Source organism: Enterobacter cloacae complex sp. IR5450, assembly GCF_049238665.1.
Classification (GTDB): domain Bacteria; phylum Pseudomonadota; class Gammaproteobacteria; order Enterobacterales; family Enterobacteriaceae; genus Enterobacter; species Enterobacter hormaechei_C.
Map to the genome: position 1 here is coordinate 193,600 of NZ_JBMKIC010000002.1, position 26,202 is coordinate 219,801.

Genomic DNA, 26,202 nt, shown 5'->3' on the forward strand with positions numbered 1-26,202 from the left:
TAGTAACGCGTGGCAATCCGCATATTGTTATACATTTTCATATCCGGAAATTTATTCCCCAAGACAATGAGTTAATTTCATGTATTCATGCTAATTATGAATTGACTGCTACACTTACTTCGACAGACATACGCAGGAGAGGCGAATGAAAATATTATTGTGGGTTATTTTGATTATATTTCTGATAGGGCTGCTGGTGGTAACCGGCGTATTCAAGATGATTTTCTGATTCCGTTGCCCGGCTCCGCGCCGGGCAAACTCTTCACACTTCGCTCAGGACTTCGACTGGATCACCCGGGCAATATCCGCAGACGTCTGTAGGGTACGGATCTCCTGAAATAATCCCAGCGCGTCGTCGTACTCTTTACGCAAATAACTCAGCCACTGTTTAATGCGCGCGACGTGATACAAGCCGGTATCGCCCTGTTTTTCCAGCCGCGTGTATTTTTGCAGTAGTTTCACCACATCCGCCCACGGCATCCGCGGTTCATTATATTTCACCACCCGGCTGAGGTTCGGCACGTTCAGCGCACCGCGGCCAATCATCACGGCATTACAGCCGGTCTCTTTGAGGCAGGCCTGCGCGCTCTCGTAATCCCAGATTTCGCCGTTGGCAATCACCGGAATCGTAAGCCGTTTGCGGATCTCGCCAATCGCCTGCCAGTTAATGCGCTCGGCTTTATAACCATCCTCTTTGGTTCGCCCGTGCACCACCAGCTCGGTGGCGCCCGCCTGCAGCACCGCGTCAGCAATTTCAAACTGCTTATCGCCGCTGTCCCATCCCAGACGGACTTTGACCGTCACCGGCAGATGCGATGGCACTGCCTCACGCATGGCCTTTGCGCCGCGATAAATCAGCTCCGGATCTTTAAGTAGCGTCGCCCCCCCGCCGCTGCCGTTGACCAGCTTTGACGGACAGCCGCAGTTAAGATCGACGCCGTACGAACCAAGCGCTACCGCGCGGGCGGCGTTTTCAGCCAGCCACTCAGGATACTGGCCGAGCAGCTGGACGCGCACCAGCGTACCGGACGGCGTGCGGCTCTGACGATGCAGTTCCGGACAGAGACGATAAAATGATTTTTCTGGCAGCAACATATCGACCACGCGCAGAAACTCCGTCACGCAGAGATCGTAATCGTTCACCTCGGTAAGCAGCTCGCGCACGAGAGAGTCGAGCACGCCTTCCATCGGGGCCAGTAAAACACGCATTCTGAGTACCTGTGAAAAAAGACGCGCTATAGTAGCTGCTCTCTATGTATGTTGAAAGCCCGGCGTTCCATTCCGGAATGTCTGATATGCCCAAAATTCATGATGTGATCCGTGGCACATTTTCAGGTTTAATTGTATGATGAATACGTCTCAGCAAGGACTTTCACCATGAGCAAATCACTGAATACTATCTGGCAATACCTTCGCGCCTTCGTCCTCATTTATGCCTGCCTGTACGCCGGCATTTTTATCGCTTCGCTGCTGCCGATTACGATACCCGGCAGCATTATCGGCATGCTGATCCTGTTTGTACTGCTGGCATTACAGGTGCTGCCCGCAAAATGGGTCAACCCAGGGTGCTTCGTTCTCATTCGCTACATGGCCCTGCTTTTTGTGCCTATCGGCGTTGGGGTTATGCAGTATTACGATGTGCTTAAAGCGCAGTTCGGCCCGATTGTGGTCTCCTGCGCCATCAGTACGCTGGTGGTTTTCCTGGTCGTCAGCTGGAGTTCACACATTGTGCATGGCGAACGTAAGGTCGTCGGGGAGAAAACAAAAAAATGATGGCGAATATCTGGTGGTCCCTGCCGTTAACCCTGGTGGTGTTCTTTGCTGCGCGTAAGCTTGCGGTGCGTTTCAAAATGCCGTTGCTCAACCCGCTGCTGGTCGCCATGGTGGTGATTATTCCTTTTCTGCTGCTCACCGGCATTTCTTATGAGCGTTACTTCGCCGGGAGCAAGATCCTTAACGATTTGTTGCAGCCTGCCGTGGTGGCGCTGGCGTTTCCTTTATATGAGCAACTGCATCAGATCCGCGCGCGCTGGAAATCCATCATAACCATCTGCTTCGTGGGGAGCCTTGTTGCGATGATCACCGGCACCTCGGTGGCCTTAATGATGGGCGCATCGCCGCAGATCGCCGCCTCTATCCTGCCTAAATCCGTCACCACGCCGATTGCCATGGCCGTGGGCGGCAGCATCGGGGGCATTCCGGCCATCAGCGCCGTGTGCGTGATTTTCGTCGGTATCCTGGGCGCGGTGTTTGGTCATACGCTGCTGAATATCATGAAAATTCGTACCAAAGCGGCACGCGGTCTGGCGATGGGTACCGCCTCGCACGCGCTGGGCACCGCACGCTGCGCGGAACTGGATTATCAGGAAGGGGCATTCAGCTCGCTGGCGCTGGTGATCTGCGGGATTATCACTTCCCTGGTCGCGCCGTTTATCTTCCCGATTATTCTGGCAGTAATGGGCTAAAATTTGCGATGCGTCGCGCAAATTTCATTTTCATTTCATAAGTTGCACACATAATGAGATTTGGATCACATATAAAGGCCGTACGGCTCCGTACACTACCGATCCATTAACCTTGATGAGGCAACGTCATGCATCCACGTTTTCAAGCTGCTTTCTCTCAGCTTGCAGAGAATTTGCAATCAGCCCTGGCTCCGGTTCTGGCGGATGCGCATTTCCCCGCCCTGCTGACGGCAGATCAGGTCACGACGCTTAAACAGGCAACGGGGCTGGACGAAGACGCGCTGGCTTTCGCCCTGCTGCCCCTGGCGGCTGCCTGCGCCCGCGCTGACCTTTCCCATTTTAACGTAGGCGCAATTGCGCGCGGTGTGAGCGGGACCTGGTACTTCGGCGGAAACATGGAGTTTCTCGGTGCGACCATGCAGCAAACCGTCCATGCGGAGCAGAGCGCCATCAGTCACGCCTGGCTACGCGGCGAAAAAGCCCTGCGCGCCATCACCGTCAACTATACCCCTTGCGGCCACTGCCGCCAGTTTATGAATGAGCTGAACAGCGGTCTTGAACTGCGTATCAACCTGCCGGGACGCGCACCGCATACGCTGCGTGATTACCTGCCGGATGCTTTCGGCCCGAAAGATCTTGAGATCAAAACCCTGCTGATGGACGAGCAGGACCACGGTTATGCGCTCTCAGGGGATGAGCTGAGCGAAGCGGCCATTGCCGCCGCCAATAAAAGCCACACGCCATACAGCAAATCTCCAAGCGGCGTCGCCCTTCAGTGCCGCGACGGCCGCATCTTCACCGGCAGTTACGCAGAGAACGCCGCGTTTAACCCGACGCTGCCTCCGCTTCAGGGCGCCCTGAACCTGCTTAGCCTGAACGGGTATGACTACCCGGATATTCAGCGCGCAATCCTGGCTGAAAAGGCCGATGCGCCGCTGATCCAGTGGGACGCGACCGCAGCCACGCTGAAAGCGCTGGGCTGTTCAACCATTGACCGCGTGCTGCTGGCATAATCTGTTCGGCGGGCAGAGTTGCCCGCCAGTCTGACGAAAAACCCCTCAGTTGAATCGCTGTTTCTTGCGCTAACCAGGCGGGTACAGTAGCCTGAGGGAAATTTCATCATCGGTACGAGCCATCTGCATGTTAAAGCGCGTGTTTTACAGCCTGTCTGTCCTGGTCGGCATACTGCTGTTGATCGTGCTGGGTCTCGACCGCTGGATGAGCTGGAAAACAGCCCCCTACATTTTTGATGACCTACAGGACCTCCCCTACCGTCAGGTTGGCGTGGTGCTTGGCACCGCCAAGTATTACCGCACCGGCGTCATAAATCAGTATTACCGGTATCGTATTCAGGGCGCGCTGAACGCCTATAACAGCGGCAAGGTGAACTATCTGCTGTTGAGCGGCGATAACGCGCTGCAAAGCTATAACGAGCCGGTGACGATGCGCAAAGATCTGATTGCCGCAGGCGTCGACCCGGCCGATATCGTGCTCGACTACGCCGGATTCCGCACGCTTGATTCCATCGTGCGTACCCGCAAGGTGTTCGACACCAATGATTTCATCATCATTACCCAGCGTTTCCACTGCGAGCGGGCGCTGTTTATCGCCCTGCATATGGGCATTCAGGCGCAGTGTTATGCGGTGCCATCGCCAAAAGATATGCTGAGCGTGCGCGTGCGTGAGTTTGGCGCCCGTTTCGGCGCGCTGGCTGACCTGTACCTGTTCAAACGTGAACCGCGCTTTTTAGGCCCGCTGGTGCCGATCCCAACGATGCATGAAGTGCCGGAAGATGCGCAGGGTTATCCGGCGGTAACGCCGGAGCAGTTGCTGGAAATTCAGAAGAAGTAATCCAGATCTACAGTGCGTGATATAAAACGCATTACTCTCTTTTTAGACACCTAATGAGTGATATAAGTAGCAATACTTGTTTTTATCACTGACTATGAGTAATATTTTACACATTGTCGCGTTATGGAGGTGAGATGGAGACGTTAACCGTACAGGCATATCTGAACGAAACATGGACGGATATCGCTCTCATCAAATATCCTGGAAGTGAAAAAAATGACTGGAATACCACGCAGTTAGACTATCTTACTGAGTATGCGATTAATTTTCTCGACTATGATGATTTTCACGCAGTCTCAGTCAATCACCCTGTATCACTCTTTTTTGATGACCATGGCCAACCGGGCTGGCTGCGATTTATCGACGATATCATTCCCGCCGGAGCAAGCCGCCGTTACTGGATTAATGCGCTCGACATCAGTGAGTTACCCGTTGGCCAGCAAAATTTCTTATTGCTGAAATTTGGCACAATGTCCCCTGTGGGGAATTTGCGCATAAAGGAATCCGTCCCAGAATGGAATAAATTCGCCAGCACTAAAACGTTTACGGTTGCGGACGTCATCGATCGTGCGGCCGATTTTCTGGATTATGCCCAGGAAAGAGGCGCGGCGGCGGGTGGTGCAACCGGTGCTGGCGGTGAAGCGCCTAAACTTTTGCTGCGCTGTAGTGAAACTGATGCCATCTGGATCGATACCTGGCAAAACGAGCCGGATAACCGGGACCGCTATTATTTGGTTAAATATCCACGCGGTAACAGGACAGAAGTGGATTGTAATATTCTGCGAGCTGAATTCCATTATTATCATGAGCTTAACGCGATGGGTTTTTCCACGATCCCAGTGGAAACAATGCGCCTTGAAGAAGGTAGCCATTACCCGTCTCTGTGGTTACCGCGTTTCGACATAGTGAGAAATGAGCAGGACCAACTGGTCAGGCTGGGTATGGAATCGGTGTATTCGCTATTACAAAAGGCACCCGGCACCCTCCTTGATCATGAGACAACGTTGCGCGCGTTAATTAATAAAATCACCTCCAGCCATATGGTCCAGCAGCAGGGTTATCATTTTGATATTCCGGGATTTGTAACAGAATGGGTGCGTCGCGATCTGCTAAATATTATTTTTGGAAATAGTGACAACCATGGGCGAAATACCGCCTTTGTGAAGGCTGAAAATCAAATTATGCTCTCCCCTGTATATGACTTTGCGCCGATGAAAGCCGATCCTGAAGGGATACCAAGAACCCTGAAGTGGTCATTATCTTGCGAATCAGGGGGGGATTATAATTTCAACACTATCGCACAAACGCTGGCGGAGTGGATCCCTCCCGCAACATTACTTGATGCTCTGCATGAAACAGCCGTTCAGCTTATTGATCTCCCGGAAAGGCTGGCGGCGCGAGGCGTTCCCGAACAGATAATGGAAATGCCCGCGATGGGTTTTCGCTACATCCCGGATAAACTTTCCCGTTGGGGTTTATTATGAAAACACCTAATGAAGCTGAATCAGAGCTTTTACAGACATTAGCTCAAGTACGCAGCGTAAATAAAAAGCGACATCATGACGAGGCGGAAGAGCCGGATAAGCCATCGGTAGTGAAGAGGCAACGCGTTACACAAGGCTTAACGCGGATTAGTACTCTCGATCGCCAGGCTGTACTGCATGCAGCCATACGGGACATTTTGCTGGGGAAAATCACACAGGGAGAGGCGCTGAAAAGGCTCAGGGTCGAGGTGTTAGGGCTGAAGCAGGATGAATATGCAAAGCTGGTCAGCGTATCCCGGAAAACATTGTCGGATGTAGAAAATAACAGAGGCAATTATTCCGCTGACGTCATAAATAAAATCTTTAAACCCTTTGGGCTTCAAACCGGACTAGTGCCCGTTTCAAAATCGCTTATCGCTTCACTTTTCTCATAAAAAAACCCGCATCGCTGCGGGTTCTTTCATTCCAGCGCTTATTTCTTACGCGCGTACTTCAGTGAATCCAGGGCAACCGCGAAGATGATGATCGCACCCTTGATTATGTACTGCCAGTACGGGTTCACACCGATGTAGGTCAGGCCGTAGTTGATAACGGTGAAGATGATCACACCGGTCACCACGCCCAGCACGGTACCCACGCCGCCGCTGAAGGAGACGCCGCCAACCACGCAGGCCGCAATCGCATCCAGTTCGTACATAAAGCCGAGGTTGTTGGTTGCAGAGCCGATACGGCCTGCTTCCAGCATCCCGCCGAAGGCGTAGAAGACCCCGGACAGGGCATAAATCATCAGCAGGTTCAGAGCCACGTTGACCCCGGAGACCTTCGCCGCTTCCGGGTTACCGCCGATAGCAAAGATGTTTTTACCGAAGCGGGTTTTGTTCCACAGGATCCAGACGAATGCCACCGCAATCAGCGCATAGAAGGTGATATAGGAGAGACGGAAGCTGCCGAGCGCAACAAACCCCTGCGTGAAGGTCGAGAAGCCGCTGTCGAAGCCAGAGATTGGAGACGCGCCGACGAAATCGTAGTACAGGGAGTTGATACCATAAACGATGATCATCGTGCCAAGCGTAGTGATGAATGGCGTCACGTTCAGGTAAGCAATGATGATGCCGTTAATCAGGCCAATTACCGCGCCGATGGCACATACGATCAGGATCACCACGAAAATCGGCATGGTCGCCATCTCCGGGAATACCTTGTTGGCGTTTTCCATCGACTGCAACAGGGTCGCCGCAATGACCGCCGCCAGACCCACCTGGCGCCCTGCCGAAAGGTCAGTCCCCTGGGTAACGATAAGTCCCGCCACGCCAAGCGCGATAATAATACGTACGGAAGACTGGGTCAGAATGTTACTCAAGTTCAGCAGACTTAAGAATGTAGGGTCCTGGAAAATAATAATCGCCAGCAAGACTAAAAGAACAACGTAAATACCGCCTTCTTTCAGATAAGTGAGAAAACTTTTTTTATTTAACGCACTCATGAGGAGCCCCTGATCTTAAAGGTGCAAAGACGCAAGACGCAAAATTTCGTTTTGCGTTGTCGTTTTGGTTTCAACAATACCGGCAACGAGACCATTGCTCATAACCAGAATACGGTCTGTGATCCCTAACAATTCCGGCATTTCGGAAGAAATAATAATGATCCCTTTATCTTTTTTCGCCAGCTCTGCGATAAGCTGGTAAATCTCGAATTTTGCACCCACGTCGATACCGCGCGTAGGTTCATCCAGCATCAGAATTTCAGGCTGGGTTAATAGCCAGCGACCAATAATGACTTTCTGCTGGTTTCCTCCCGAAAGTGAGCCAATTTGCGTGCGGTGGCCCGGCGTTTTCACGCGCATGGAGTCAATCACCCACTGGGTATCGCTCTTCATGCGGGAATTATCCAGCAGCCCGACCTTGTTTTTGTAATTGCGAATATTAGAAATTAACGAGTTAAAGTTAATATCCAGATAAGCGTAAATACCGGTGGAACGACGCTCTTCCGTCACCAGCGCAAAGCCATTATTAATGGCTTCGTTGGCGTTGTGGTTGTTGATCTTCTTACCGTGCAGCGTAATGGTGCCTTCGGCTTTCTCACGGATACCAAACAGGGTTTCCACGATATCGGTGCGCTTAGCGCCCACCAGCCCTGCGATGCCAAGGATCTCCCCCTTGTGCAGATCGAAAGAGACATCGCGGATAGACGGCTGACGCAGCGAGGTCAGGTTACGTACCTCCAGAATCACTTCGCCTGGCTTGTTTTCTTTATCCGGGAAGCGCTGGTTCAGAGAACGGCCAACCATCATGGCAATGATCTTGTCCATGTCCAGCCCTTCCAGCGGCTGGGTGGCAATCCACTGACCGTCGCGCAGGATGGTGATTTCATCGCACAGCTGGAAGATCTCTTCCATTTTATGTGAGATATAGACAATGCCACAGCCGCGATCTTTCAGCTTACGAATAATGGTAAAAAGGTGGTTAACCTCTTTTTCCGTTAATGACGATGTCGGTTCATCCATGATCACAATTTTCGCATCATAGGAGAACGCTTTGGCAATTTCGATCATCTGCATCTGGGAAACGGATAATGTCCCGACGCGGGCGCGCGGGTCGATATCAATATCCAGCTCATCAAAAATGGCTTTGGTGTCGCGATACATTTTATCCTGATCGACAAAGACACCTTTGGTTGGATAACGACCCAACCACATATTATCCATAACTGAACGTTGCAGGACCAGGTTTAATTCCTGGTGTACCATCGAGATACCGTTCTCCAGCGCTTCTTTCGCTGAATGGAAGTCGATCTCTTTTCCCTGAAAAAGAATGCTGCCAGAATCTTTTTGATAGATCCCAAAAAGGCATTTTAATAATGTTGATTTACCCGCACCGTTTTCACCCATTAATGCATGAATAGAGTGAGGACGAACTTTTAAATTAACATTATCGAGCGCCTTAACACCGGGGAATGACTTATTGACACCGGTCATTTCCAACAAGTATTCACCGGACGACTGAGTAGTTGTGCTGACCATAATTATACCTTGTTGGCCTCGCATATCGCGTTATAAAAGGGCGCAACGAATTGCGCCCAGTGAAGACAATGCAGATAACTTATTTACCGATAAACTCAGCCAGGTTGGACTGGTCTACGCCCACGTAAGGAACGCGAACGATTTTGTTGTCAATTTTCCAGTTAGTCCCGTCAGCGGCACCTTTACCATCGGCCAGGTTTTTCGCCAGATCGAAGGTGGCTTTCGCCTGGTTGTTAGCATCGTTCAGCACGGTACCGGCCATAGCGCCAGATTTCACCAGCGCCAGCGCTTCTGGCAGGGCATCCACGCCGAATACAGGAATGGCGGATTTGTTGTGTGCTTTCAGCGCTTCTACCGCACCCATTGCCATCGCATCGTTGTTGGCAATGACCACTTCAATTTTGTTGGCGTTAGGGCCGGACAGCCACGCGTCCATCTTATCTTTCGCCTGAGCGGTGTCCCACATTGCGGTGTCTAACGCCAGCTGCTGGGTTTTAAGGCCCTTGTCGTTCAGCTCTTTAATAACGTAGGTGGTACGTGCTTCAGCATCCGGATGGCCCGGTTCGCCTTTCAGCAGAACGAACTGAATCTGACCATCTTTGTTCAGATCCCAGTTTGGGTTCGCCGCCCAGTGTTTCGCAATCAGATCGCCCTGGATAATCCCGGACTCTTTGGAGTCGGTACCCACGTAATACGCTTTGTCGTAGCTGTCCAGCGCTTTACGGGAAGGTTCTTTGTTGAAGAAGACAATTGGCACGTTCTGGCCGCGCGCTTTCTCGATCACCGTGCCTGCCGCAGCCGGGTCAACCAGGTTAATAGCCAGCGCTTTCACGCCTTTTGCCAGAAGAACGTCAATCTGATCGTTCTGTTTGGACTGGTCATTCTGGGAATCATTCATCAGCAGCTGCACGTCTGGCGCTGATTTAGCATCTTTTTCAATTGCTTTACGCACAACGGACATGAAGTTATCGTCGTATTTATAGATAGTCACGCCAATACGGGTATCCGCTGCGTGTGCTGCTGCGCCAAAAAGCATGCTTGCCATGACAGCAGACAGAGTCAACACCTTCTTATTCATGGTATCTCCGGTTTTTTTTATGCAGGGTAGTTCTTGTGAAAAACGGTCGGCGGGCAGATATTAATAAAACGTTACTGATCGCCGAAGTTCACTTATAAAATGTCCAGCTTCCGTGTTCGGTAACGCTCCAGAAATGCGTTTTATTCGTTGTTTGAGGCATTGTGATAACGGTAAAAGTGAATAATCACCGTTACATTGTGTTTCAGCCCCTAAAACGCTGACATCATAGACAGCGGCTTGTTAAGATACTGTGAATTTACTCACAGATTGAAAACGGTTACATCACGTGATGTTATCAGTTAGTGATCGGAGCCACAGTTTGCCGGATAGCGACCGAATGGCGGCGTACTAAAGTCGGCATAAAACAATGCGTTGCGTCAGGATCTAACAGCCCAGCCGCCCCCTGTAACGCCAGCTCTGTCGCCAGTTTCGCCATCGACGCAATGGGATAACGTACCGTTGTCAGCTGCGGATCGGTGTAACGGGCAATGGGGATATCATCAAAACCGATCAGCGATAAATGCTGCGGTACCGCAATGCCATTATCTTTCAGCGCGGTAAGCGCACCTGCCGCCATGCTGTCGTTATAGGCAAACACGGCCGTCAGCTGAAGATTACGCCCCAGCAGTTCAACCATTGCCGCTTCACCGCCCTGCATGTCCGGCGAACCGGTACCTACCCAGCTCTCCAGCGGCGCAATGCCCTGCTCTTTCAGGGCGTTTTGCCAGCCCTCGCGGCGCATCATGTCGTCTTCAATACCGTGGCTGGAAGCCAGATAACCTATGCGCTGATGGCCGTTGCTGATGAGCATCCGCGTCGCCATCATCGCGCCGCTGATGTTATCCAGACTGACGCAGCGATGCGCGTAGCCGGGGACGATACGGTTGATCAGCACCATGCCGGGGATCTGCTCCATAAACCCGGCCAGCTCTTCATCGCTCAGGGCTTTAGAGTGCACAATCAGGGCGTTACAGCGCTGGCGGATCAGTACCTCAATGGCATAACGCTCTTTTTCAGCCTCGTGATAGCTGTTGCCAATCAGCACATATTTCTGGTGCTGCTGGGCAACCACATCCACCGCTTTGACCAGCGCGCCGAAGAAAGCGTCCGACACGTCCATCACCACTACGCCAATGGTATCGCTGACCTGCGTCGCCAGCGCCTGGGCATTGGCGTTTGGCCGGTACCCCAGCTGGGTCACGGCTTTCATTACGGTTTCACGCGTTTCAGGGCTGACCAGCGCACTGTTGTTCAGCACACGGGAGACAGTAGCAACAGAAACACCCGCCTGGCGGGCGACGTCACGAATGGTGATCATATTCACCACCCTTTAAAGGATTGCAGCAACTCACAGACACCCCCTGTGTTTAGCAAGGTGGCTATTCTGGCAGCGAGAGAGAGGAGACTACGTGAAGAAGCTCACACAGATGAAAACGCTTACATCCGTTTTGTTAATGATTGTGATCCAGATCGTTATCTGGATGTATTACGCAATGACACGCCCGAAGCACGAGCGGTTAACTGTCGCCATGCCCATTCCAGCGGGCCCTGACGGAAAAAACGCAGCCAGACAACTGAAAACACCACGTTAACAATCCAGACCGGAATAACAAACGCCAGCAGCGTCAGGCGATCGAATTTCATAAACAGGCCGAATCGGTAGAAAAGCGTGGTGCATATCAGCGTTTGCAGGATGTAATTGCTTAACGCCATCCGCCCAACGCAGACCACCGCACTGACGATCCACAGGCGAGAAAGCTGGGGCCAGAAGCCATAGATCAGCGCCGCATAGCCAATGGTCTGGAACGGCGCGCTCAGTTCGCGCGGCACCTGCAACAGGAACGCACACCAACGGTAATCCCATTGTAGATGCCACTGCATCATCACCGCCGGGAGGTTGATGATCACGCCGAGCAGCACCAGCCCTGCACCCGTACGACGATAGTGTCGCAGGCTAAATTCCCCTTTCAGCCAGCCGGTGCGCATCAGGGCTGCACCCATCAGCATCATCCCCGCCAGCTGCCAGCCGTATTGCGCGCCCAGCGCCAGCAGGTTATCGCCGAGCATATCGGCCCGGTTGCCGATCGCTTCCATGCCGCCTTTCAGCTTCCAGAACTGCTCATATTGCAGGTTGGCCGCATCCGGGATCCATGAACGACTGGTGGAATCATCGGCAATCATGCCAAGCAGCAATAACACGGCCAGTCCCATGACATAGAGCATCACGCCGGTGTTAAACAGACTTTTCACACCGGGTGCGTCGCGGATCAGCCGCCAGCAAATCAGGCCCACCAGACCATACGCGAGCAGAATATCGCCGTCCCAGAAAAGCAGCCCGTGAATAAAACCGAGGATAACCAGCAGCGTTAAACGCGACTGGATCCAGCGCGTACCGCGTTTGAGCAGAAGCTGAAGTCCCGCGCCAAACAGAAGCGCAAAGAGGGTCAGGAATTTCACCTGTGCAAAGAGATCGAGGATTGCCCACGTCCAGGCGTCGCTACGCGTGATGTCGCCATACCACGCAGGATTCAGATAGGCGGCCTTCGGCAGACCGAAGGCGCTGATATTCAGCAGCAGGATACCGAGAATGGCGACGCCGCGAACAAAATCGAGCGTGACGTTTCGCTCCATGGTCCCTGCCCTGTCTGATTAGTTGTGGTGACGCACGGCGCGCAGGAACTCCTGGCGGGTGTTCTGGCTCGATTTGAACAGGCCGCCCAGCGAAGTGGTGGTGGTTGCGCTGGTAGCATCACGCACGCCGCGCGCTTTCACGCAGTAGTGCACCGCGTCGATAGACACCGCCACATTGTTAGTCCCCAACAGGGTTTGCAGTGCGGTCAGGATCTGCTGCGTCAGACGTTCCTGCACCTGCGGACGCTGGGCAAAGAACTGCACGATGCGGTTGATCTTGGACAGGCCAATGACCGTATCTTTTGGAATATAGGCCACCGTTGCTTTACCATCGATGGTCACAAAGTGATGCTCGCAGGTGCTGGTCAGCGTGATATCGCGTACCGTCACCATCTCATCGACCTTCATCTTATTTTCAATGACGGTGATTTTCGGGAAGTTCGCGTAATCCAGGCCGGAGAAAATTTCGTCGACGTACATCTTCGCGATGCGGTGCGGCGTCTCCATCAGGCTGTCGTCGCTCAGATCGAGATTCAGCAGTTGCATGATCTCCGTCATATGGCCGGCGATCAGACGCTTGCGGGTAACATTGTCCAGCTCCTGCACGGGCGGGCGCAGTGGCGTTTCAAGACCGCGCGCAACCAGCGCTTCATGGACAAGGGCTGCTTCTTTACTGAGTGATGACATTCTTTTCTCCTGCAGGTGTGGCGTCTTTTGCCCTCGTTGTGGCAAAAGTGTGCGCTCATTGTGCGTGAGGCGACGCACATAATCCAGTATTCACGACGATAATTATTGCAATTGCTGTTGCCTTTCAGCCTGACGGTTCCAGACTAACGCTCCGCCAACGAACAGCGCGATCCCCGCCAGCCCCAGCGCAGGTTCCAGACGGTGCGTGAGCCAGGTCGACAGAGCCGACGTGACCGGACCCACCAGCTGACCAATGGCATACCCGGTGGTGAGCAATCCCGCCATGTAACGCGTGTGGTCTGGCGCCAGCTCGCGACCGTACAGAAGAGAGAGCTGCACGGCGCAGAGGAACCCGCCGCCCACCAGCAGCCCTCCCGTCAGCAAGCCGCCTATGCCCGGCAGCAACCAGGCCGCCAGCACGCCAATCCCCTGTAACCAAAGAACAATCGCCAGCCTGCGGTTAGCGCTTGATGTATGCCGCAGGGCAATGCTCAGCGCAATCCCCACCACCGAGGCGGCGCCAAATATTGGCCAGACAAACTGGGCAAACAGGCTGCCGGGAAAACGCACCGCCGCCATTTGCGATAAAAAGGTCGCCGGGAGGATATAGCCGAACCCTGCCAGGCTGTAGCTCCAGACCAGACGCCTGAGATCCGCAGTCAGCAGCAACGGCTCAGGCGCGGTACCAGGGCGATGAAGCTGACCTGCGCGCGGCAGGTAGCGCGCCACCAGTACGATCAGCACCAGCGCCAGTACGCCGTAGATTTGCCATGCCGCCCCGGCGGACAAGGATTTCGCCTGAATATAGACCGCCAGCAGGCCGCTCAGGGCGATGCCGGCCCCGGGTCCGGCAAAGACGGCCGCACTGAGTCCCGGTTTGCCCAGCTGCCCCAGCCGCTCGTTGGTCCAGGCGGCAATCAGTACCATCGACCAGCCGCTCATGCAGCCGATCACAAAGCGCAGCAGACCGTGAACGACGGCATTCTCTGCCGCCGCGGAGAGCAGCGTCAGCGCCACCGCACCGGTGATGCCAAGCCAGAGACGTGTTTCAACGAAGCGATGGGCGCGCATGGCATCCCATGCCCCTACCAGATAGCCCAGATAGTTCATTGCCGCCACCAGCCCCGCGCTGGTAAGCGTGAGTTGCCCGGCGGCTATCATCAGCGGCACCTGAGGTGTGAAGGCGAAGCGCCCTATCCCCATCGCCACGACCAGAACCGCAAATCCGCTGAGCGCGATACGCAGCGCCATGATCGCTCCAATTGTTAAAGAAAAGTAAATTTATGATGCAACATCTCGCCGTCCTGCGAAAGTGAAAGTTGCTCACAGGTCAATGAAAACTCTGTATTATGCGTTTTATGAATAGTCTTTCGTATAAGGAGCCCTGCATGGAACTGCTCGAAGAGCATCGTTGTTTTGAAGGTCGACAGCAGCGCTGGCGGCACGACTCCACCACGCTGAATTGTGCTATGACGTTCAGCATTTTCCTGCCCCCTGCGGACACCCCACCGGTGCTGTACTGGCTTTCAGGCCTGACCTGCAACGACGAAAACTTCACCACCAAAGCGGGCGCCCAGCGTATTGCCGCCGAACTGGGCATTGCGCTGGTGATGCCAGATACCAGCCCGCGTGGCGAGGACGTGGCCGACGATGCCGGATACGATTTGGGTAAAGGCGCCGGCTTCTATCTCAACGCCACGGAACAACCGTGGGCGAGCCATTACCGCATGTATGACTACATTCGCGATGAACTGCCTGCCCTTGTGCACTCTCAGTTCGCGGTCAGCGAGCGCTGCGCGATAAGCGGACATTCGATGGGTGGGCACGGGGCGCTGATAATGGCGCTGAAAAATCCGGGGAAATTCACCAGCGTGTCCGCATTTGCGCCGATTGTGAACCCAACGCAGGTGCCGTGGGGGCAAAAAGCCTTTAGGCACTATCTGGGTGAAGATGTAGAGAAATGGCAGGAATGGGATAGCTGCGCGCTGATGCTGGCGAGCCAGTCAGAAGACGCTATCCCGATGCTGGTGGATCAGGGTGATGCCGATCAGTTCCTCGCCGGGCAGTTACAGCCTGCGGTGCTGGCGGAAGCCGCGCGCCAGAAGGACTGGCCGCTAACGCTGCGCATTCAACCGGGATACGACCACAGCTATTACTTCATGGCGTCCTTTATTGAGGATCATCTCCGCTTCCATGCGGAGCATCTGTTCAGGTAAGTTCCGCCTTTTGCCCGGTAGCGCCTCCTGCCTGCCGGGTCTTTCCCCTCCCCTCTTTACATACTTCTATCCGCTTGAATCCAGCCTGTTTTCCGTCGTCATCACTCAAACACAAATGATTTCAATTATCATTTGTGTTTACAATTCTACATTCTTTTGTACAATTCCAGGCTCTTCTCCATCTCAAAGAGTTCTTACAAGACAAAAACATACAGTTCTCAGGGTTATCCCGATGGAGTTTTTTTCATTTTTATACGGAATGTACAAATGACAATACCACGCATTAAGCTCCTGGCCGTCGCCATTGGCGCTGCCACATGTTCCCCCTTCGTTCACGCAGCCGATCAGGACACCGTTGTCGTCACTGCAACGGGTTTTGAACAAAAGATCCAGAATGCCCCCGCCTCCATCTCTGTGATTTCAAAACAGCAGATTGAAGATAAAGCCTACCGTGATGTTACCGATGCCCTGAGAGATGTCCCGGGTGTTGTCGTGACTGGCGGCGGGAGCAGCAGTGATATCAGTATTCGCGGCATGGCCTCTCAGTACACCCTGTTCCTGGTGAACGGCAAACGCGTCAGTACGCGAAGCACCCGCCCCAACAGCGACAACTCGGGTATTGAACAAGGCTGGCTGCCGCCGCTGGAGTCCATTGAGCGCATCGAGGTCATCCGCGGCCCGATGTCCTCGCTTTACGGCTCCGATGCGATGGGTGGCGTCATTAACGTCATTACCAAAAAAGTCTCGAACACCAAAGCCTGGACCGGTTCGTTGCATGGCGATGCAACCTTCCAGGAAAATCATGATTCCGGCGATATCTTCCAGACCAACGCCTACGCCTCTGGTCCCCTGATCGACGGACTTCTGGGCGCAAAGGTGACGGGGCTGTTGTCACGCCGCGCAGAAGATAAAATCGTGAACGGCTATAACGAGCAGAAAATGCGTAACGGTGGCATTACGCTAAACTTCACGCCGGACGAGAAGAACGATTTCGACCTCGACTTTGCTCGCGAACTTCAGGACAGAAACAGCACCCCGGGGATGTCGAAAGCGGCTGAAACCTGCCGGGGAACAACCTGTACGCCAAATACCAAAAGCGACTCGCGCTATGAGCACACGACCTACTCGTTAACCCACAGTGGTTATTACGAAGACTTCAATACCACCAGCTATATCCAGCAGGAAGAGACCAATACTCCAGGTCGCGAAATGCGCTCCTATAACACCACCTTCAACAACCAGAACCAGATTTTCCTCGGCGATCATACGTTGACCCTCGGCGGGCAGTATCGCTATGAGAAACTGCGCGACAACGGTAATCAGCTGGAAGCTGCTGACGGCCTGAACAAACTGACGCGCTGGAGCTGGGCCCTGTTTGCCGAAGATGAATGGTCAATGACGGAAAGCTTTACGTTGACCGGCGGCCTGCGTATGGACAAAGACCAAAACTACGGTACTAACTGGACGCCGCGCGGTTACGGCGTATGGCACCTGGCCGATCAGTGGACGTTGAAAGGCGGGGTTTCTGCTGGCTATCGTGCGCCGGATCTGCGTCAGTCGTCTGCCAGCTGGGGCCAGGTGACAGGTGGCGGCCGTCTTGACGGTATCATCGTCGGCAACCCGGATCTGAAACCAGAGAAGAGCCTGAGCGAAGAGCTCGCCCTGCTCTGGGATAACAACGATGACCTGAATGCCGGCGTAACGCTGTTTAATACCGACTTCAAGGACAAAATTACGGAAGTTCGCCGCTGTAACAGCAGCGCCGATCCCGCCTGTACGATTGGCGGTCACAGCTATGATTTCGTCAGCGATCGCGTCAACGTGGACAAAGCCAACATGCGCGGTGTGGAGTCCTCCTTCGGGTGGAAGATCACGCGTGATGTGAACTGGACTGCAAACTACACCTATACAGAGTCCGAGCAGAAGAGCGGCCAGTTCTCCGGCAAGCCGCTGAACAAAATGCCGAAACACATGTTCAACACCACCCTGGACTGGCAGGCGACGCCAGACGTCGGGTTCTGGAGCCGTCTGAACCTGCGCGGTAAAACGTCTGAGTACCTGAGCCGCACGTCAATGTCCCAGGGTACGCCGTCCTACACTCAGGTTGATGTCGGTATGCGCTACAACGCCAACAAAAACCTGCTGGTTACTGCCGGTGTGTATAACGTGCTCGATAAGCAGATTGATTACGATACGTATGACACCGTGCTGGATGGCCGCCGCTATACCGTTGGCATGACCTACAGCTTCTGATCTGCCATAAAAAAGCCCGCTCAACTGAGCGGGCTAAAAGAGAGGAAGTGCGGTTATTATTTAAATCGTTCCGGGAAATCCATTTCACTGTAGCGAACGAAGCGTGTTCCTTTCGTCAGTTTGTAGCCAAACCAGATGATCAGGAACAGCGGAATGCCAATATAGGTGGCCGTGACGGCGCCCCAGTCAATGGTGTCCGCAAGGAAGGCCTCATAGTTCTGACCCAGGGTAATAATCAGGCACAGAACGAAGGCGAAGATCGGCCCCAGCGGGAAGAATCCTGACCGGTACGGCAGGTTATTCAGATCATGCCCCTGCTTGACGTACCCGCGACGGAAACGGTAGTGGCTGATGGCAATGCCCAGCCAGGCAATGAAGCCCGTCATACCAGAGGTGTTCAGCAGCCACAGGTAGACCGTCTGGTTGCCGAACATGGAGGTCAGGAAACAGAGACCCGCAATCACCGTGGTCGCATACAGCGCGTTGCGTGGCACGCCACCGCGAGACAGTTTCGAGAAAATACGCGGTGCTTTACCGTCGCAGGCCAGGGTGTAGAGCATGCGGGTGGAGGCGTACATCCCGGAGTTACCCGCAGACAGTACCGCCGTCAGGATCACCGCGTTCATCACCGCCGCCGCTGAGAGCAGACCCGCGTGCTGGAAGACCAGCGTGAACGGGCTGACGCTGATGTCTTTTACGTCGTTACGCAGCAGGCTTGGGTCGGTATACGGAATGATCAGGCTGATAATCAGGATCGCGAACACATAGAACAGCAGGATACGCCAGAACACCTGACGCACCGCGCGCGGAATATTCTTCTCCGGGTTTTCGGATTCACCGGCCGCGATACCAATCAACTCGGTACCCTGGAAGGAGAAGCCGACAATCATCGCCACGCCAATCATCGCCGAGAAGCCCCCGGCAAACGGCGCATCGCCTATTGTCCAGTTACTCCAGCCCGCCGGTTCAGCCCCTTTGAAAATACCAACGATCATCGCCACACCGACGACGATAAAGATGATGACGGTTGCCACTTTAATCAAAGAGAACCAGTATTCCGCTTCGCCGAAACCGCGCACGGAGATGTAGTTCAGCAGGAAGATGACCGCCAGGAACAGGGCGCTCCAGATCCAGCCGGGCGTGTCCGGGAACCACCAGGTCATTACCAGCTGTGCCGCGACGAGGTCAACGGCGATGGTCACCGCCCAGTTGTACCAGTAGTTCCAGCCCAGCGCGAAGCCGAAGCCTTCCTCAACGTATTTTTGTCCGTAGGTCGAAAACGAACCAGACACCGGCATGTATGCCGCCAGTTCGCCCAGGCTGGTCATCAGGAAGTAGACCATCAGGCCAATCAGGATATAAGAGAATAATGCCCCACCCGGGCCGGCTGCCGAAATTGTTGCGCCAGAGGCAACGAAAAGACCCGTACCGATGGAGCCGCCAATGGCGATCATCGTCAGGTGACGCGCCTTAAGTGCGCGACGTAGCGCGGGCGCTTGTGTGGTTTTAGTTTCTGAAACCATGTGAAAATGCTGTCCATTCAATAAATGAGGCGCGATTGTAGCAGACGATCTGCGTTGCTTCCGGCAGAAATACTCAGTTATAAGAGAGCTTCATGACTCGGCCAGGATTATAAGTAAAGCATAATTTTTCCCTCTCCCCTTTGGGGAGAGGGCCAGAGTGAGGGGCGCTTTTACATCTCGCAGTAGCGCATAAAACGCTGGAGCGAGCTGGAAAGGTGTTTCTGACGATGATGGATGCACCACAGCGTGCGCACCAGCTTCGGCAGCGGAACGGGGATCTCAACCAGTGAGCCGGTTTCCAGCTGTTCGGCAATCACCCGTCGGGAAAGACAGCTAATGCCCAGACCATGGCGTACGGCATGCTTAATGGCCTCGGAGTTACCTAATTCCATCCCTAACTGGAACTGCGGTAGATGGGACAGCAGCAGATAATCGACAATCTCACGCGTGCCGGAGCCCTGCTCTCGCAGGATCCACTGCGCTTGCGCCAGCCGCTCCAGCGTGACCTCGCCCTGGAGTAAAGAAGAGGCCGGAGAGGCAAACACCACCAGCTCATCCTCCAGCCAGGGCTCCGCAATGATATCCACGTTGTGGCACGGCCCTTCGATAAGCCCGATGTCCACGCGGAAATCAATCACCGCGTTGATCACGTCCTGGCTGTTGCCGACGCTCATCTCCAGCGGCAGGGTCGGAAAATCCCGGCGGTAGCGGGCAATCACTTCCGGCAGGATGTAGTTACCGATCGTGCTGCTAGCGTAGACGCGAATAGCGCCGTTGTCCTCGCGGAACAGCTGTTCGATCTCCGTCGCCTGCTCCAGTAAAGCCAGGGCACGCGGATACAGCAGGCGGCCATGTTCGTTCACCACCAGCCGCTTCCCTACCCTGTCGAAAAGCTGGACGCCCAGTTGCCCTTCAAGATCGGTCAAGGCCGCGCTAACGGCGGACTGCGAGAGCGCCAGCATTTGTGACGCCTGGGTTGTCGAGCCGCTTTTCAGCACCTCGGCAAAAACTTCCAGCTGACGCAATGTAATGTGCATGGTTACTTACCACTTATAAAGATTGATTATAAATATATAATCAATTTTATTTTTAAGCCAGAGCGCCGTAACCTTTAGCCAGACAAAGGAGAAGGTTATGTCAGAAATCACCTTACAACATCATCGTACAGTGTGGCACTTCGTGCCGGGTCTCGCGCTCAGCGCCGTGGTTACCGGCGTGGCCTTATGGGGCGGCAGTATACCGGCGGTTGCCGGTGCAGGGTTCAGCGCCCTGACGCTGGCCATTCTGCTCGGCATGGTGGTCGGGAACACCGTTTACCCGCACATCTGGAAATCCTGCGACGGCGGCGTGATTTTCGCCAAGCAGCATTTATTACGTCTCGGGATCATCCTTTATGGCTTCCGTCTCACCTTTTCGCAGATTGCGGATGTGGGTGTCAGCGGGATTGCCATTGACGTCCTGACCCTTTCGAGCACCTTTTTACTGGCGTGCTTTATCGGCCAGAAGATCTTTGGACTGGACAAACAGACCAGCTGGCTGATCGGTGCGGGTAGCAGCATCTGCGGCGCAGCGGCGGTACTGGCAACAGAACCCGTCGTTAAAGCCGAAGCCAGTAAAGTCACGGTTGCCGTCGCGACGGTAGTTATCTTCGGTACGCTGGCGATCTTCCTGTATCCGGCCATGTATCCGCTGGTGGCGCACTGGTTTAGTCCGGAAACCTACGGCATTTATATCGGCTCAACCATGCACGAAGTGGCACAGGTGTTGGCGGCAGGTCACGCCATTAACCCCGAAGCGGAAAACGCGGCGGTCATCGCCAAAATGCTGCGCGTGATGATGCTGGCCCCGTTCCTGATTTTCCTCGCGGCGCGGGTTAAACAGCTTGCTCCGGCAGGCGACAGCGGGAAAAGCAAAATCACCATTCCGTGGTTTGCGATCCTGTTCATCGTGGTCGCTGTCTTCAACTCTTTCCACCTGCTGCCAAAAGCGATGGTGGATATGCTGGTCACGCTGGATACGGTCCTGCTGGCGATGGCAATGGCGGCGCTGGGCATCACCACGCACGTGAGCGCCCTGAAAAAAGCCGGTGCGAAGCCGCTGCTGATGGCGCTGGTGCTGTTCATCTGGCTGATAGTTGGCGGCGGTGCGATTAACCTTGCGGTACACAGCCTGCTGGCATAAACCATCTCGTCCTTCTCCTGTTAACCCGTTATCATAGGCATTTCGGGTTAACAGGAGTCTTTTTATGAAATATGTTGGAGCGCACGTCAGCGCTGCCGGTGGCCTTGCGAATGCCGCCATTCGCGCCGCCGAAATCGAGGCGACCGCTTTCGCCCTGTTCACCAAAAACCAGCGCCAGTGGCGCGCAGCTCCCCTCACTGCGGAAGTGATTGATGACTTCAAAGCCGCCTGCGAGAAATACCGCTACGGGCCTGGCCAGATCCTTCCCCATGACAGCTACCTCATTAACCTTGGTCACCCGGTTGCCGAGGCGCTGGAAAAATCCCGCGAAGCGTTCCTGGATGAGGTTCAGCGCTGTGAACAGCTGGGGCTAACGCTGCTGAATTTCCATCCCGGCAGCCATCTGATGCAAATCGACGAAGACGCCTGTCTGGCGCGCATCGCCGAGTCAATTAACATGACGCTGGATAAAACCCAGGGCGTGACGGCGGTGATTGAGAATACCGCCGGTCAGGGCAGCAACCTCGGCTTTAAGTTTGAGCATCTGGCGGCGATCATCGACGGCGTGGAAGACAAATCCCGCGTGGGCGTGTGCATTGATACCTGCCACGCGTTTGCGGCCGGTTACGACCTGCGCACAACCGAGGCCACAAAAAATACCTTCGAGGAGTTCGAGCGTATTGTTGGTTTTAAATATCTTCGCGGTATGCACTTAAACGATGCGAAAAGCGCCTTTGGTAGCCGCGTTGACCGCCATCACAGCCTGGGCGAAGGCAACATCGGCCACGATGCGTTCCGCTTTATCATGCAGGACGCTCGCTTCGACGGTATTCCGATGGTGCTGGAAACCATCAATCCGGACATCTGGGCAGAAGAGATTGCCTGGCTGAAGGCACAGCAAACCGCTGAACAGGCGGCATAAAAAAAGCCGGGTTGCATTAGCACCCGGCTTTTTTATTGCTTACCGCTTACGCTGCTTTCGCCACAACTTCCGCTTCCGGACGTTTCAGCACCGCGTAAGAGAGGCCCGCCACCAGCGTACCGGCAACAATCGCCAGCAGATAACCCAGCACCGGCGTGATGGCGCCAGGGATCAGCAGGACAAACAGACCGCCGTGCGGCGCCATCAGTTTCGCACCTACTGCCATGGAGATAGCCCCCGTCACCGCACCACCCACGATACAGCACGGCAGAACACGCATTGGATCGCGCGCCGCAAACGGAATTGCGCCTTCGGTGATGAAGCACAGGCCCAGCACCAGCGCAGCTTTACCGCCTTCCTGCTGCGCTTTATCGAACTTACGACGGGCAATGATCGTCGCCAGGCCAAGCGCCAGCGGTGGCACCATACCTGCCGCCATGATCGCCGCCATCGGCGCGTAGGTCTGGGTACTCAGCAGGCCAACGCCAAACGCATATGCCGCTTTGTTCACCGGCCCCCCCATGTCGGTACACATCATACCGCCGAGGATTGCGCCCAGCAGCACCGCATTCGCCGTCCCCATGGTTTGCAGCCAGTGGGTCAGACCTTCCAGAATGCCCGCGACCGGCTTACCAATCAGGTAAATCATCGCCAGACCGACCACCAGGCTGGAAATCAGCGGGATGATCAGGATAGGTTTCAGCGCTTCCATACTCTGCGGCAGCTTCAGCTTCGAGCTGATCAGCTTCGCCACATAACCGGCGAGGAAACCGGCAATGATACCGCCGATAAAGCCAGAACCGGTGCTCACGGCCAGCATACCGCCGATAAGACCCGGCGTCAGACCCGGACGGTCAGCAATGGAGAAGGCGATAAAGCCCGCCAGCACTGGCACCATCAGCGCAAACGCGGAGCCGCCGCCAATCTGCATCAACGCGGCCGCCAGCGTGCCCGGCTCTTTAAACGCCTCGATACCAAAGGCGAAGGAGAGCGCAATACACAGGCCGCCCGCCACCACCATCGGCAGCATGTAGGACACGCCGGTCAGCAGGTGACGATACGCACCCGCAGACTCTTTTTTCCCTTCAGTCGCAGTTTTAGCCGCACCGGTTGCCTGATACGGTTTGGCTTCTGCCAGCGCCTTATCAAACTCCTGCGCGGTCTTCTTCAGCGCCAGGCCGGTAGAGGTACGGTACATCGGCTTGCCGGCAAACTTCGCCAGATCCACTTCGATATCCGCCGCCACAATCACCAGATCGGCTTCCGCCACCTCTTCAGGCGTGATGGCATTGCCCGCGCCAACAGAGCCGCGAGTTTCAACCTTCACCCACCAGCCACGTTTTTTCGCTTCGGTTTCAATGGCTTCAGCCGCCATAAAGGTGTGCGCCACACCTGTCGGGCAGGCCGTTACCGCAACAATGCGTTTCGGCCCAACGGCGGCAACCGGCGCCGCCTCAACAGGTGCGCTGTAAACCGTCGCATGACCTTTTGCTTCGCTCAGAAACAGTTCAGGATGTGCCACCGCGCGATTAATATCACCCAGCCACACTTTTTTGCCGTTCAGGGCGCTGTCAGCGGGGATTTTGTCGCCCAGAACAATCGCCATTTCAGCATCACCCGGGTTATCAATGATATCCAGGTGCGCTTTTTGTGCCGCCGCGCCCAGCAGGGTCTTCGCCATATAGGCACGAGCCTGTCCGAGACCGGAGTCAATGATCAGCAGCGTTTTCATTATTCCTCTCCTGCTGTTAGTTAAAAGGTTTTAAGTCAACGCGCGCCATCATCGCGGCTAACTGGGTACGATCGGTAATACCGACATTGCTCTGGCTCACGGCCAGGGCCGCAACGGCGGTAGCAAGACGTAAGGTATGTTCACTGGATTCGCGCATCAGCAGACCGTAGATCAGACCGCCAACCATCGAATCCCCGGCACCCACGGTGCTGACCACCTCCATTGAAGGCGGTTTGGCAATCCATTCCCCGGAGGCGTTAACCCACAGGGCACCTTCTGCACCCAGCGAAATCACCACGTGAGCGATACCCTGCTCGCGCAGCGCATGGGCAGCGTCAATCACATCCTTTAATTCTGGCAGCTTACGGCCCGCCCAGATCTCCAGTTCGCGGCGATTAGGCTTAACCAGCCACGGAGAGGCTTTCAGACCGGCGACCAGCGCGTCGCGGCTGCTGTCGAAAATAATGCACGGGCACTGGCTGCGCAGGCGCGTCATCCAGTCGGTGAACGCTTCCGGGCTGACGCCGGAGGGCAGACTGCCGCTGACGCACACCATGTCAAACTGGCCCAGCCAGCTCAGGGAATCGGCAACAAAGCGCTCCCAGTCAGCCGGGGTCACTTCGAAGCCGGAGAAGTTCAGATCGGTCACTTCACCGTCTTTCTCGGTCAGCTTAACGTTAATGCGGGTACGGCCCTGCACAACCTGAAAACGGTTGGCGATGCCCAACTCGCTGAACAGCTGCTGAAAACCGTCCTGGTTGTCTTTACCGAGGAAGCCGCCAACGGTGACGTCGATGCCGAGATCTTTCAGCACTTTCGCCACGTTAATGCCTTTCCCTGCGGCATGCAGGCCGGTCGTCCGCACCAGGTTAACTTCGCCACGCTCAATTTCCGGGCAGAAACCCACCAGATCGTAAGCCGGGTTCAGCGTAATGGTCGCAACACGTCTGCTCATTATGCGCCCTCCCCCAGACCAGCCGCGATGGCGTCGCCAATCGCTTTCAGCGCCTGTTCAGCATCCGCACCCTGCGCGGTAAAGCGCAGACGATGGCCTTTCTTCACGCCCAGCGCGACAACTTTCATCAGGCTGCGCCCGTTGGCTGGTTTACCCGAACCGTCCAGATTGGTCACGGTGATCTCACTTTCAAATTGTTTAATGGTATTCACCAGCATGGTGCCCGGACGGGCATGCAGGCCATGTTCGTTACGCACCACGTACTCTGCGCTCAGCAGGTCATCCGTCAGCGCATCGTCGCTGGTCAGCAGAGCCAGCACCGTCGCCGCGTCTGCGTTCAGCAGTTTTTCAGCTTTATTGTTCAGCAGCAGATCGCCCAGACGCTTCAGCACGGAAACCGGCTGAACGTCAGTCATGGCAACCGTTACCAGCATCGCGGCGCGTTCGCCGTCGGTCTCAAAGGCAACCGCAGCACGGCTGACCGCGATAGCGCTGCGCAGGTTACCTTCAGCGCTGTCGTTCAGCCAGATGCCCTGCCCCAGGTTTAATGGCTTATCATTGATTGCGCGCGTCACAAAAGCGGTATCCGCCGCACCGACCTCTTTCAGGCGAGCCGCATTCAGCGCCTGGAGCGTTACCAGATCGGACGCAACGACGTCCAGCGTCAGGGTTTCATTATCCAGCTTCAGCGCTTCGCTCTGTTTTTCGCCCATCAGCAGGGCACGCAGTTCTTCAGCAGTGGTGGCGGATTTAAGCTGTTCCGCGACGGCATCATCACTCAGCACGTGCGTCAGCTGACGCAGCAGGCCCAGGTGTTCGTCACCGCTGGCCGCGATGCCGATCGCCACATAAGCCACCTGACCCTCGCCCCACAGCACGCCCTGCGGGAACTGGAAGACCTGCACACCGGTTTTCAGCACCTGATCGCGGGTGTCCGTGGTGCCGTGCGGAATTGCAATACCGTTACCGAGGAAGGTGGAGGTCTGCTGTTCACGCGCCAGCATGCCGTTGACGTAGCCGTCAACCACGTTGCCAGCCTGCACGAGCGCAGCGGCGACCTGGCGAATAGCCTCTTCTTTATTCCCGGCCTGTTCGCCCGGGTGAATATCCTGAACAGATAACTGGAACATGATTCTCCTCTCCTGCTGAAATTGAATCGTTTCAGCTTAACTGAGAAAATAGGCGCTAACCTGCTTCTTCAGGAC

Annotated in this window: 23 protein-coding genes; 10 read left to right on the forward strand and 13 right to left on the reverse strand. The window is 55.0% G+C overall.

The window, feature by feature from the left end:
* Positions 1-273 precede the first annotated feature (273 nt).
* Positions 274-1,209, reverse strand: coding sequence for a tRNA dihydrouridine(16) synthase DusC (gene dusC, locus ACOTYB_RS03220; protein WP_045343060.1), 936 nt, complete (start codon positions 1,207-1,209; stop codon positions 274-276).
* Positions 1,210-1,377: 168 nt separating this feature from the next.
* On the opposite strand from dusC, the gene ACOTYB_RS03225 reads away from it, so the two are divergent.
* The 6 genes from ACOTYB_RS03225 to ACOTYB_RS03250 all read left to right on the forward strand — a co-directional run bounded on the left by ACOTYB_RS03225 (position 1,378) and on the right by ACOTYB_RS03250 (position 6,234).
* On the forward strand, positions 1,378-1,773 hold the full coding sequence (locus tag ACOTYB_RS03225) for a CidA/LrgA family protein (protein ID WP_003859308.1): 396 nt from the start codon (positions 1,378-1,380) through the stop codon (positions 1,771-1,773).
* Positions 1,770-2,465 carry a CidB/LrgB family autolysis modulator gene (locus tag ACOTYB_RS03230; RefSeq protein WP_003859310.1) on the forward strand — a complete coding sequence of 232 codons (696 nt, stop codon included), beginning with the start codon at positions 1,770-1,772 and terminating at the stop codon, positions 2,463-2,465. Before ACOTYB_RS03225 ends, ACOTYB_RS03230 begins: the two co-directional genes overlap by 4 nt.
* A 128-nt stretch (positions 2,466-2,593) precedes the next feature.
* The gene (gene cdd / locus ACOTYB_RS03235) at positions 2,594-3,478 is read left to right on the forward strand and encodes a cytidine deaminase (RefSeq protein ID WP_003859312.1); all 885 of its coding nucleotides are present in this window, start codon (positions 2,594-2,596) and stop codon (positions 3,476-3,478) included.
* A 127-nt stretch (positions 3,479-3,605) separates the two neighbouring features.
* A complete protein-coding gene (gene sanA, locus ACOTYB_RS03240; protein ID WP_003859314.1) occupies positions 3,606-4,316 on the forward strand; it encodes an outer membrane permeability protein SanA in 711 nt (236 codons plus the stop codon).
* A gap of 134 nt (positions 4,317-4,450) precedes the next feature.
* A complete protein-coding gene (locus tag ACOTYB_RS03245) occupies positions 4,451-5,800 on the forward strand; it encodes a type II toxin-antitoxin system HipA family toxin (RefSeq protein ID WP_023314540.1) in 1,350 nt (449 codons plus the stop codon).
* A complete protein-coding gene (locus ACOTYB_RS03250; RefSeq protein WP_003859317.1) occupies positions 5,797-6,234 on the forward strand; it encodes a helix-turn-helix transcriptional regulator in 438 nt (145 codons plus the stop codon). The genes ACOTYB_RS03245 and ACOTYB_RS03250 overlap by 4 nt, the downstream gene beginning before the upstream one ends.
* A 38-nt stretch (positions 6,235-6,272) precedes the next feature.
* On the opposite strand, the gene mglC is transcribed toward ACOTYB_RS03250, so the two are convergent.
* The 7 genes from mglC to ACOTYB_RS03285 form a co-directional block, all read right to left on the reverse strand.
* Positions 6,273-7,283 carry a galactose/methyl galactoside ABC transporter permease MglC gene (gene mglC, locus ACOTYB_RS03255; protein ID WP_003859318.1) on the reverse strand — a complete coding sequence of 337 codons (1,011 nt, stop codon included), beginning with the start codon at positions 7,281-7,283 and terminating at the stop codon, positions 6,273-6,275.
* 15 nt (positions 7,284-7,298) lie between these two features.
* On the reverse strand, positions 7,299-8,819 hold the full coding sequence (gene mglA / locus ACOTYB_RS03260) for a galactose/methyl galactoside ABC transporter ATP-binding protein MglA (protein ID WP_003859320.1): 1,521 nt from the start codon (positions 8,817-8,819) through the stop codon (positions 7,299-7,301).
* A 79-nt stretch (positions 8,820-8,898) separates the two neighbouring features.
* Positions 8,899-9,897 (reverse strand): galactose/glucose ABC transporter substrate-binding protein MglB, encoded by a 999-nt coding sequence (gene mglB / locus ACOTYB_RS03265; protein ID WP_017383382.1) that lies wholly within the window; start codon positions 9,895-9,897, stop codon positions 8,899-8,901.
* A 295-nt stretch (positions 9,898-10,192) separates the two neighbouring features.
* Positions 10,193-11,215 carry an HTH-type transcriptional regulator GalS gene (gene galS / locus ACOTYB_RS03270; protein ID WP_045337656.1) on the reverse strand — a complete coding sequence of 341 codons (1,023 nt, stop codon included), beginning with the start codon at positions 11,213-11,215 and terminating at the stop codon, positions 10,193-10,195.
* Positions 11,216-11,370: 155 nt separating this feature from the next.
* On the reverse strand, positions 11,371-12,528 hold the full coding sequence (yeiB, locus tag ACOTYB_RS03275) for a DUF418 domain-containing protein YeiB (RefSeq protein WP_003859326.1): 1,158 nt from the start codon (positions 12,526-12,528) through the stop codon (positions 11,371-11,373).
* Between the two features lie 18 nt (positions 12,529-12,546).
* Positions 12,547-13,215, reverse strand: a complete 669-nt coding sequence (folE, locus tag ACOTYB_RS03280; protein WP_003859328.1) for a GTP cyclohydrolase I FolE — start codon at positions 13,213-13,215, stop codon at positions 12,547-12,549.
* Positions 13,216-13,317: 102 nt separating this feature from the next.
* Positions 13,318-14,466 carry a YbfB/YjiJ family MFS transporter gene (locus ACOTYB_RS03285; RefSeq protein ID WP_058675071.1) on the reverse strand — a complete coding sequence of 383 codons (1,149 nt, stop codon included), beginning with the start codon at positions 14,464-14,466 and terminating at the stop codon, positions 13,318-13,320.
* A 137-nt stretch (positions 14,467-14,603) separates the two neighbouring features.
* On the opposite strand from ACOTYB_RS03285, the gene fghA reads away from it, so the two are divergent.
* Together fghA and ACOTYB_RS03295 are read left to right on the forward strand one after the other, a co-directional pair.
* Positions 14,604-15,431 (forward strand): S-formylglutathione hydrolase, encoded by an 828-nt coding sequence (gene fghA / locus ACOTYB_RS03290; RefSeq protein WP_104469184.1) that lies wholly within the window; start codon positions 14,604-14,606, stop codon positions 15,429-15,431.
* Positions 15,432-15,698: 267 nt separating this feature from the next.
* Positions 15,699-17,684 (forward strand): ligand-gated channel protein, encoded by a 1,986-nt coding sequence (locus ACOTYB_RS03295; protein WP_421765746.1) that lies wholly within the window; start codon positions 15,699-15,701, stop codon positions 17,682-17,684.
* Positions 17,685-17,740: 56 nt separating this feature from the next.
* Here the strand turns inward: ACOTYB_RS03295 and ACOTYB_RS03300 are convergent, their stop codons facing one another.
* Both ACOTYB_RS03300 and yieE read right to left on the reverse strand, forming a co-directional pair.
* The gene (locus ACOTYB_RS03300; protein ID WP_003859336.1) at positions 17,741-19,207 is read right to left on the reverse strand and encodes an amino acid permease; all 1,467 of its coding nucleotides are present in this window, start codon (positions 19,205-19,207) and stop codon (positions 17,741-17,743) included.
* A 170-nt stretch (positions 19,208-19,377) separates the two neighbouring features.
* A complete protein-coding gene (yieE, locus tag ACOTYB_RS03305) occupies positions 19,378-20,244 on the reverse strand; it encodes a DNA-binding transcriptional regulator YeiE (RefSeq protein WP_220153238.1) in 867 nt (288 codons plus the stop codon).
* Positions 20,245-20,341: 97 nt separating this feature from the next.
* Between yieE and ACOTYB_RS03310 the strand changes: the two genes are divergently transcribed.
* Both ACOTYB_RS03310 and nfo read left to right on the forward strand, forming a co-directional pair.
* Positions 20,342-21,388, forward strand: coding sequence for a YeiH family protein (locus ACOTYB_RS03310; RefSeq protein WP_220153239.1), 1,047 nt, complete (start codon positions 20,342-20,344; stop codon positions 21,386-21,388).
* 64 nt (positions 21,389-21,452) lie between these two features.
* Positions 21,453-22,310, forward strand: coding sequence for a deoxyribonuclease IV (nfo, locus tag ACOTYB_RS03315; protein ID WP_032623904.1), 858 nt, complete (start codon positions 21,453-21,455; stop codon positions 22,308-22,310).
* A gap of 46 nt (positions 22,311-22,356) precedes the next feature.
* Here the strand turns inward: nfo and fruA are convergent, their stop codons facing one another.
* Genes fruA through fruB form a run of 3 tightly spaced genes read right to left on the reverse strand, consistent with a single transcriptional unit; the run spans position 22,357 to position 26,127 of the window.
* On the reverse strand, positions 22,357-24,042 hold the full coding sequence (fruA, locus tag ACOTYB_RS03320) for a PTS fructose transporter subunit IIBC (protein WP_003859344.1): 1,686 nt from the start codon (positions 24,040-24,042) through the stop codon (positions 22,357-22,359).
* Positions 24,043-24,058: 16 nt separating this feature from the next.
* Positions 24,059-24,997, reverse strand: coding sequence for a 1-phosphofructokinase (fruK, locus tag ACOTYB_RS03325; protein WP_006811313.1), 939 nt, complete (start codon positions 24,995-24,997; stop codon positions 24,059-24,061).
* Positions 24,997-26,127, reverse strand: a complete 1,131-nt coding sequence (fruB, locus tag ACOTYB_RS03330) for a fused PTS fructose transporter subunit IIA/HPr protein (RefSeq protein WP_220153240.1) — start codon at positions 26,125-26,127, stop codon at positions 24,997-24,999. The genes fruK and fruB overlap by 1 nt, the downstream gene beginning before the upstream one ends.
* Positions 26,128-26,202: the final 75 nt, after the last annotated feature.

Bases quoted from the DNA above. Each gene is read 5' to 3' on its own strand.
- folE (WP_003859328.1), bottom strand. From the start codon at position 13,215: ATGTCATCACTCAGTAAAGAAGCAGCCCTTGTCCATGAAGCGCTGGTT.
- fghA (WP_104469184.1), top strand. From the start codon at position 14,604: ATGGAACTGCTCGAAGAGCATCGTTGTTTTGAAGGTCGACAGCAGCGC.
- mglA (WP_003859320.1), bottom strand. From the start codon at position 8,819: ATGGTCAGCACAACTACTCAGTCGTCCGGTGAATACTTGTTGGAAATG.
- ACOTYB_RS03285 (WP_058675071.1), bottom strand. From the start codon at position 14,466: ATGGCGCTGCGTATCGCGCTCAGCGGATTTGCGGTTCTGGTCGTGGCG.
- fruK (WP_006811313.1), bottom strand. From the start codon at position 24,997: ATGAGCAGACGTGTTGCGACCATTACGCTGAACCCGGCTTACGATCTG.
- ACOTYB_RS03295 (WP_421765746.1), top strand. From the start codon at position 15,699: ATGACAATACCACGCATTAAGCTCCTGGCCGTCGCCATTGGCGCTGCC.
- sanA (WP_003859314.1), top strand. From the start codon at position 3,606: ATGTTAAAGCGCGTGTTTTACAGCCTGTCTGTCCTGGTCGGCATACTG.
- fruB (WP_220153240.1), bottom strand. From the start codon at position 26,127: ATGTTCCAGTTATCTGTTCAGGATATTCACCCGGGCGAACAGGCCGGG.
- mglB (WP_017383382.1), bottom strand. From the start codon at position 9,897: ATGAATAAGAAGGTGTTGACTCTGTCTGCTGTCATGGCAAGCATGCTT.
- galS (WP_045337656.1), bottom strand. From the start codon at position 11,215: ATGATCACCATTCGTGACGTCGCCCGCCAGGCGGGTGTTTCTGTTGCT.
- ACOTYB_RS03300 (WP_003859336.1), bottom strand. From the start codon at position 19,207: ATGGTTTCAGAAACTAAAACCACACAAGCGCCCGCGCTACGTCGCGCA.
- ACOTYB_RS03245 (WP_023314540.1), top strand. From the start codon at position 4,451: ATGGAGACGTTAACCGTACAGGCATATCTGAACGAAACATGGACGGAT.
- mglC (WP_003859318.1), bottom strand. From the start codon at position 7,283: ATGAGTGCGTTAAATAAAAAAAGTTTTCTCACTTATCTGAAAGAAGGC.
- dusC (WP_045343060.1), bottom strand. From the start codon at position 1,209: ATGCGTGTTTTACTGGCCCCGATGGAAGGCGTGCTCGACTCTCTCGTG.
- yieE (WP_220153238.1), bottom strand. From the start codon at position 20,244: ATGCACATTACATTGCGTCAGCTGGAAGTTTTTGCCGAGGTGCTGAAA.
- ACOTYB_RS03225 (WP_003859308.1), top strand. From the start codon at position 1,378: ATGAGCAAATCACTGAATACTATCTGGCAATACCTTCGCGCCTTCGTC.
- ACOTYB_RS03250 (WP_003859317.1), top strand. From the start codon at position 5,797: ATGAAAACACCTAATGAAGCTGAATCAGAGCTTTTACAGACATTAGCT.
- ACOTYB_RS03310 (WP_220153239.1), top strand. From the start codon at position 20,342: ATGTCAGAAATCACCTTACAACATCATCGTACAGTGTGGCACTTCGTG.
- fruA (WP_003859344.1), bottom strand. From the start codon at position 24,042: ATGAAAACGCTGCTGATCATTGACTCCGGTCTCGGACAGGCTCGTGCC.
- cdd (WP_003859312.1), top strand. From the start codon at position 2,594: ATGCATCCACGTTTTCAAGCTGCTTTCTCTCAGCTTGCAGAGAATTTG.
- yeiB (WP_003859326.1), bottom strand. From the start codon at position 12,528: ATGGAGCGAAACGTCACGCTCGATTTTGTTCGCGGCGTCGCCATTCTC.
- nfo (WP_032623904.1), top strand. From the start codon at position 21,453: ATGAAATATGTTGGAGCGCACGTCAGCGCTGCCGGTGGCCTTGCGAAT.
- ACOTYB_RS03230 (WP_003859310.1), top strand. From the start codon at position 1,770: ATGATGGCGAATATCTGGTGGTCCCTGCCGTTAACCCTGGTGGTGTTC.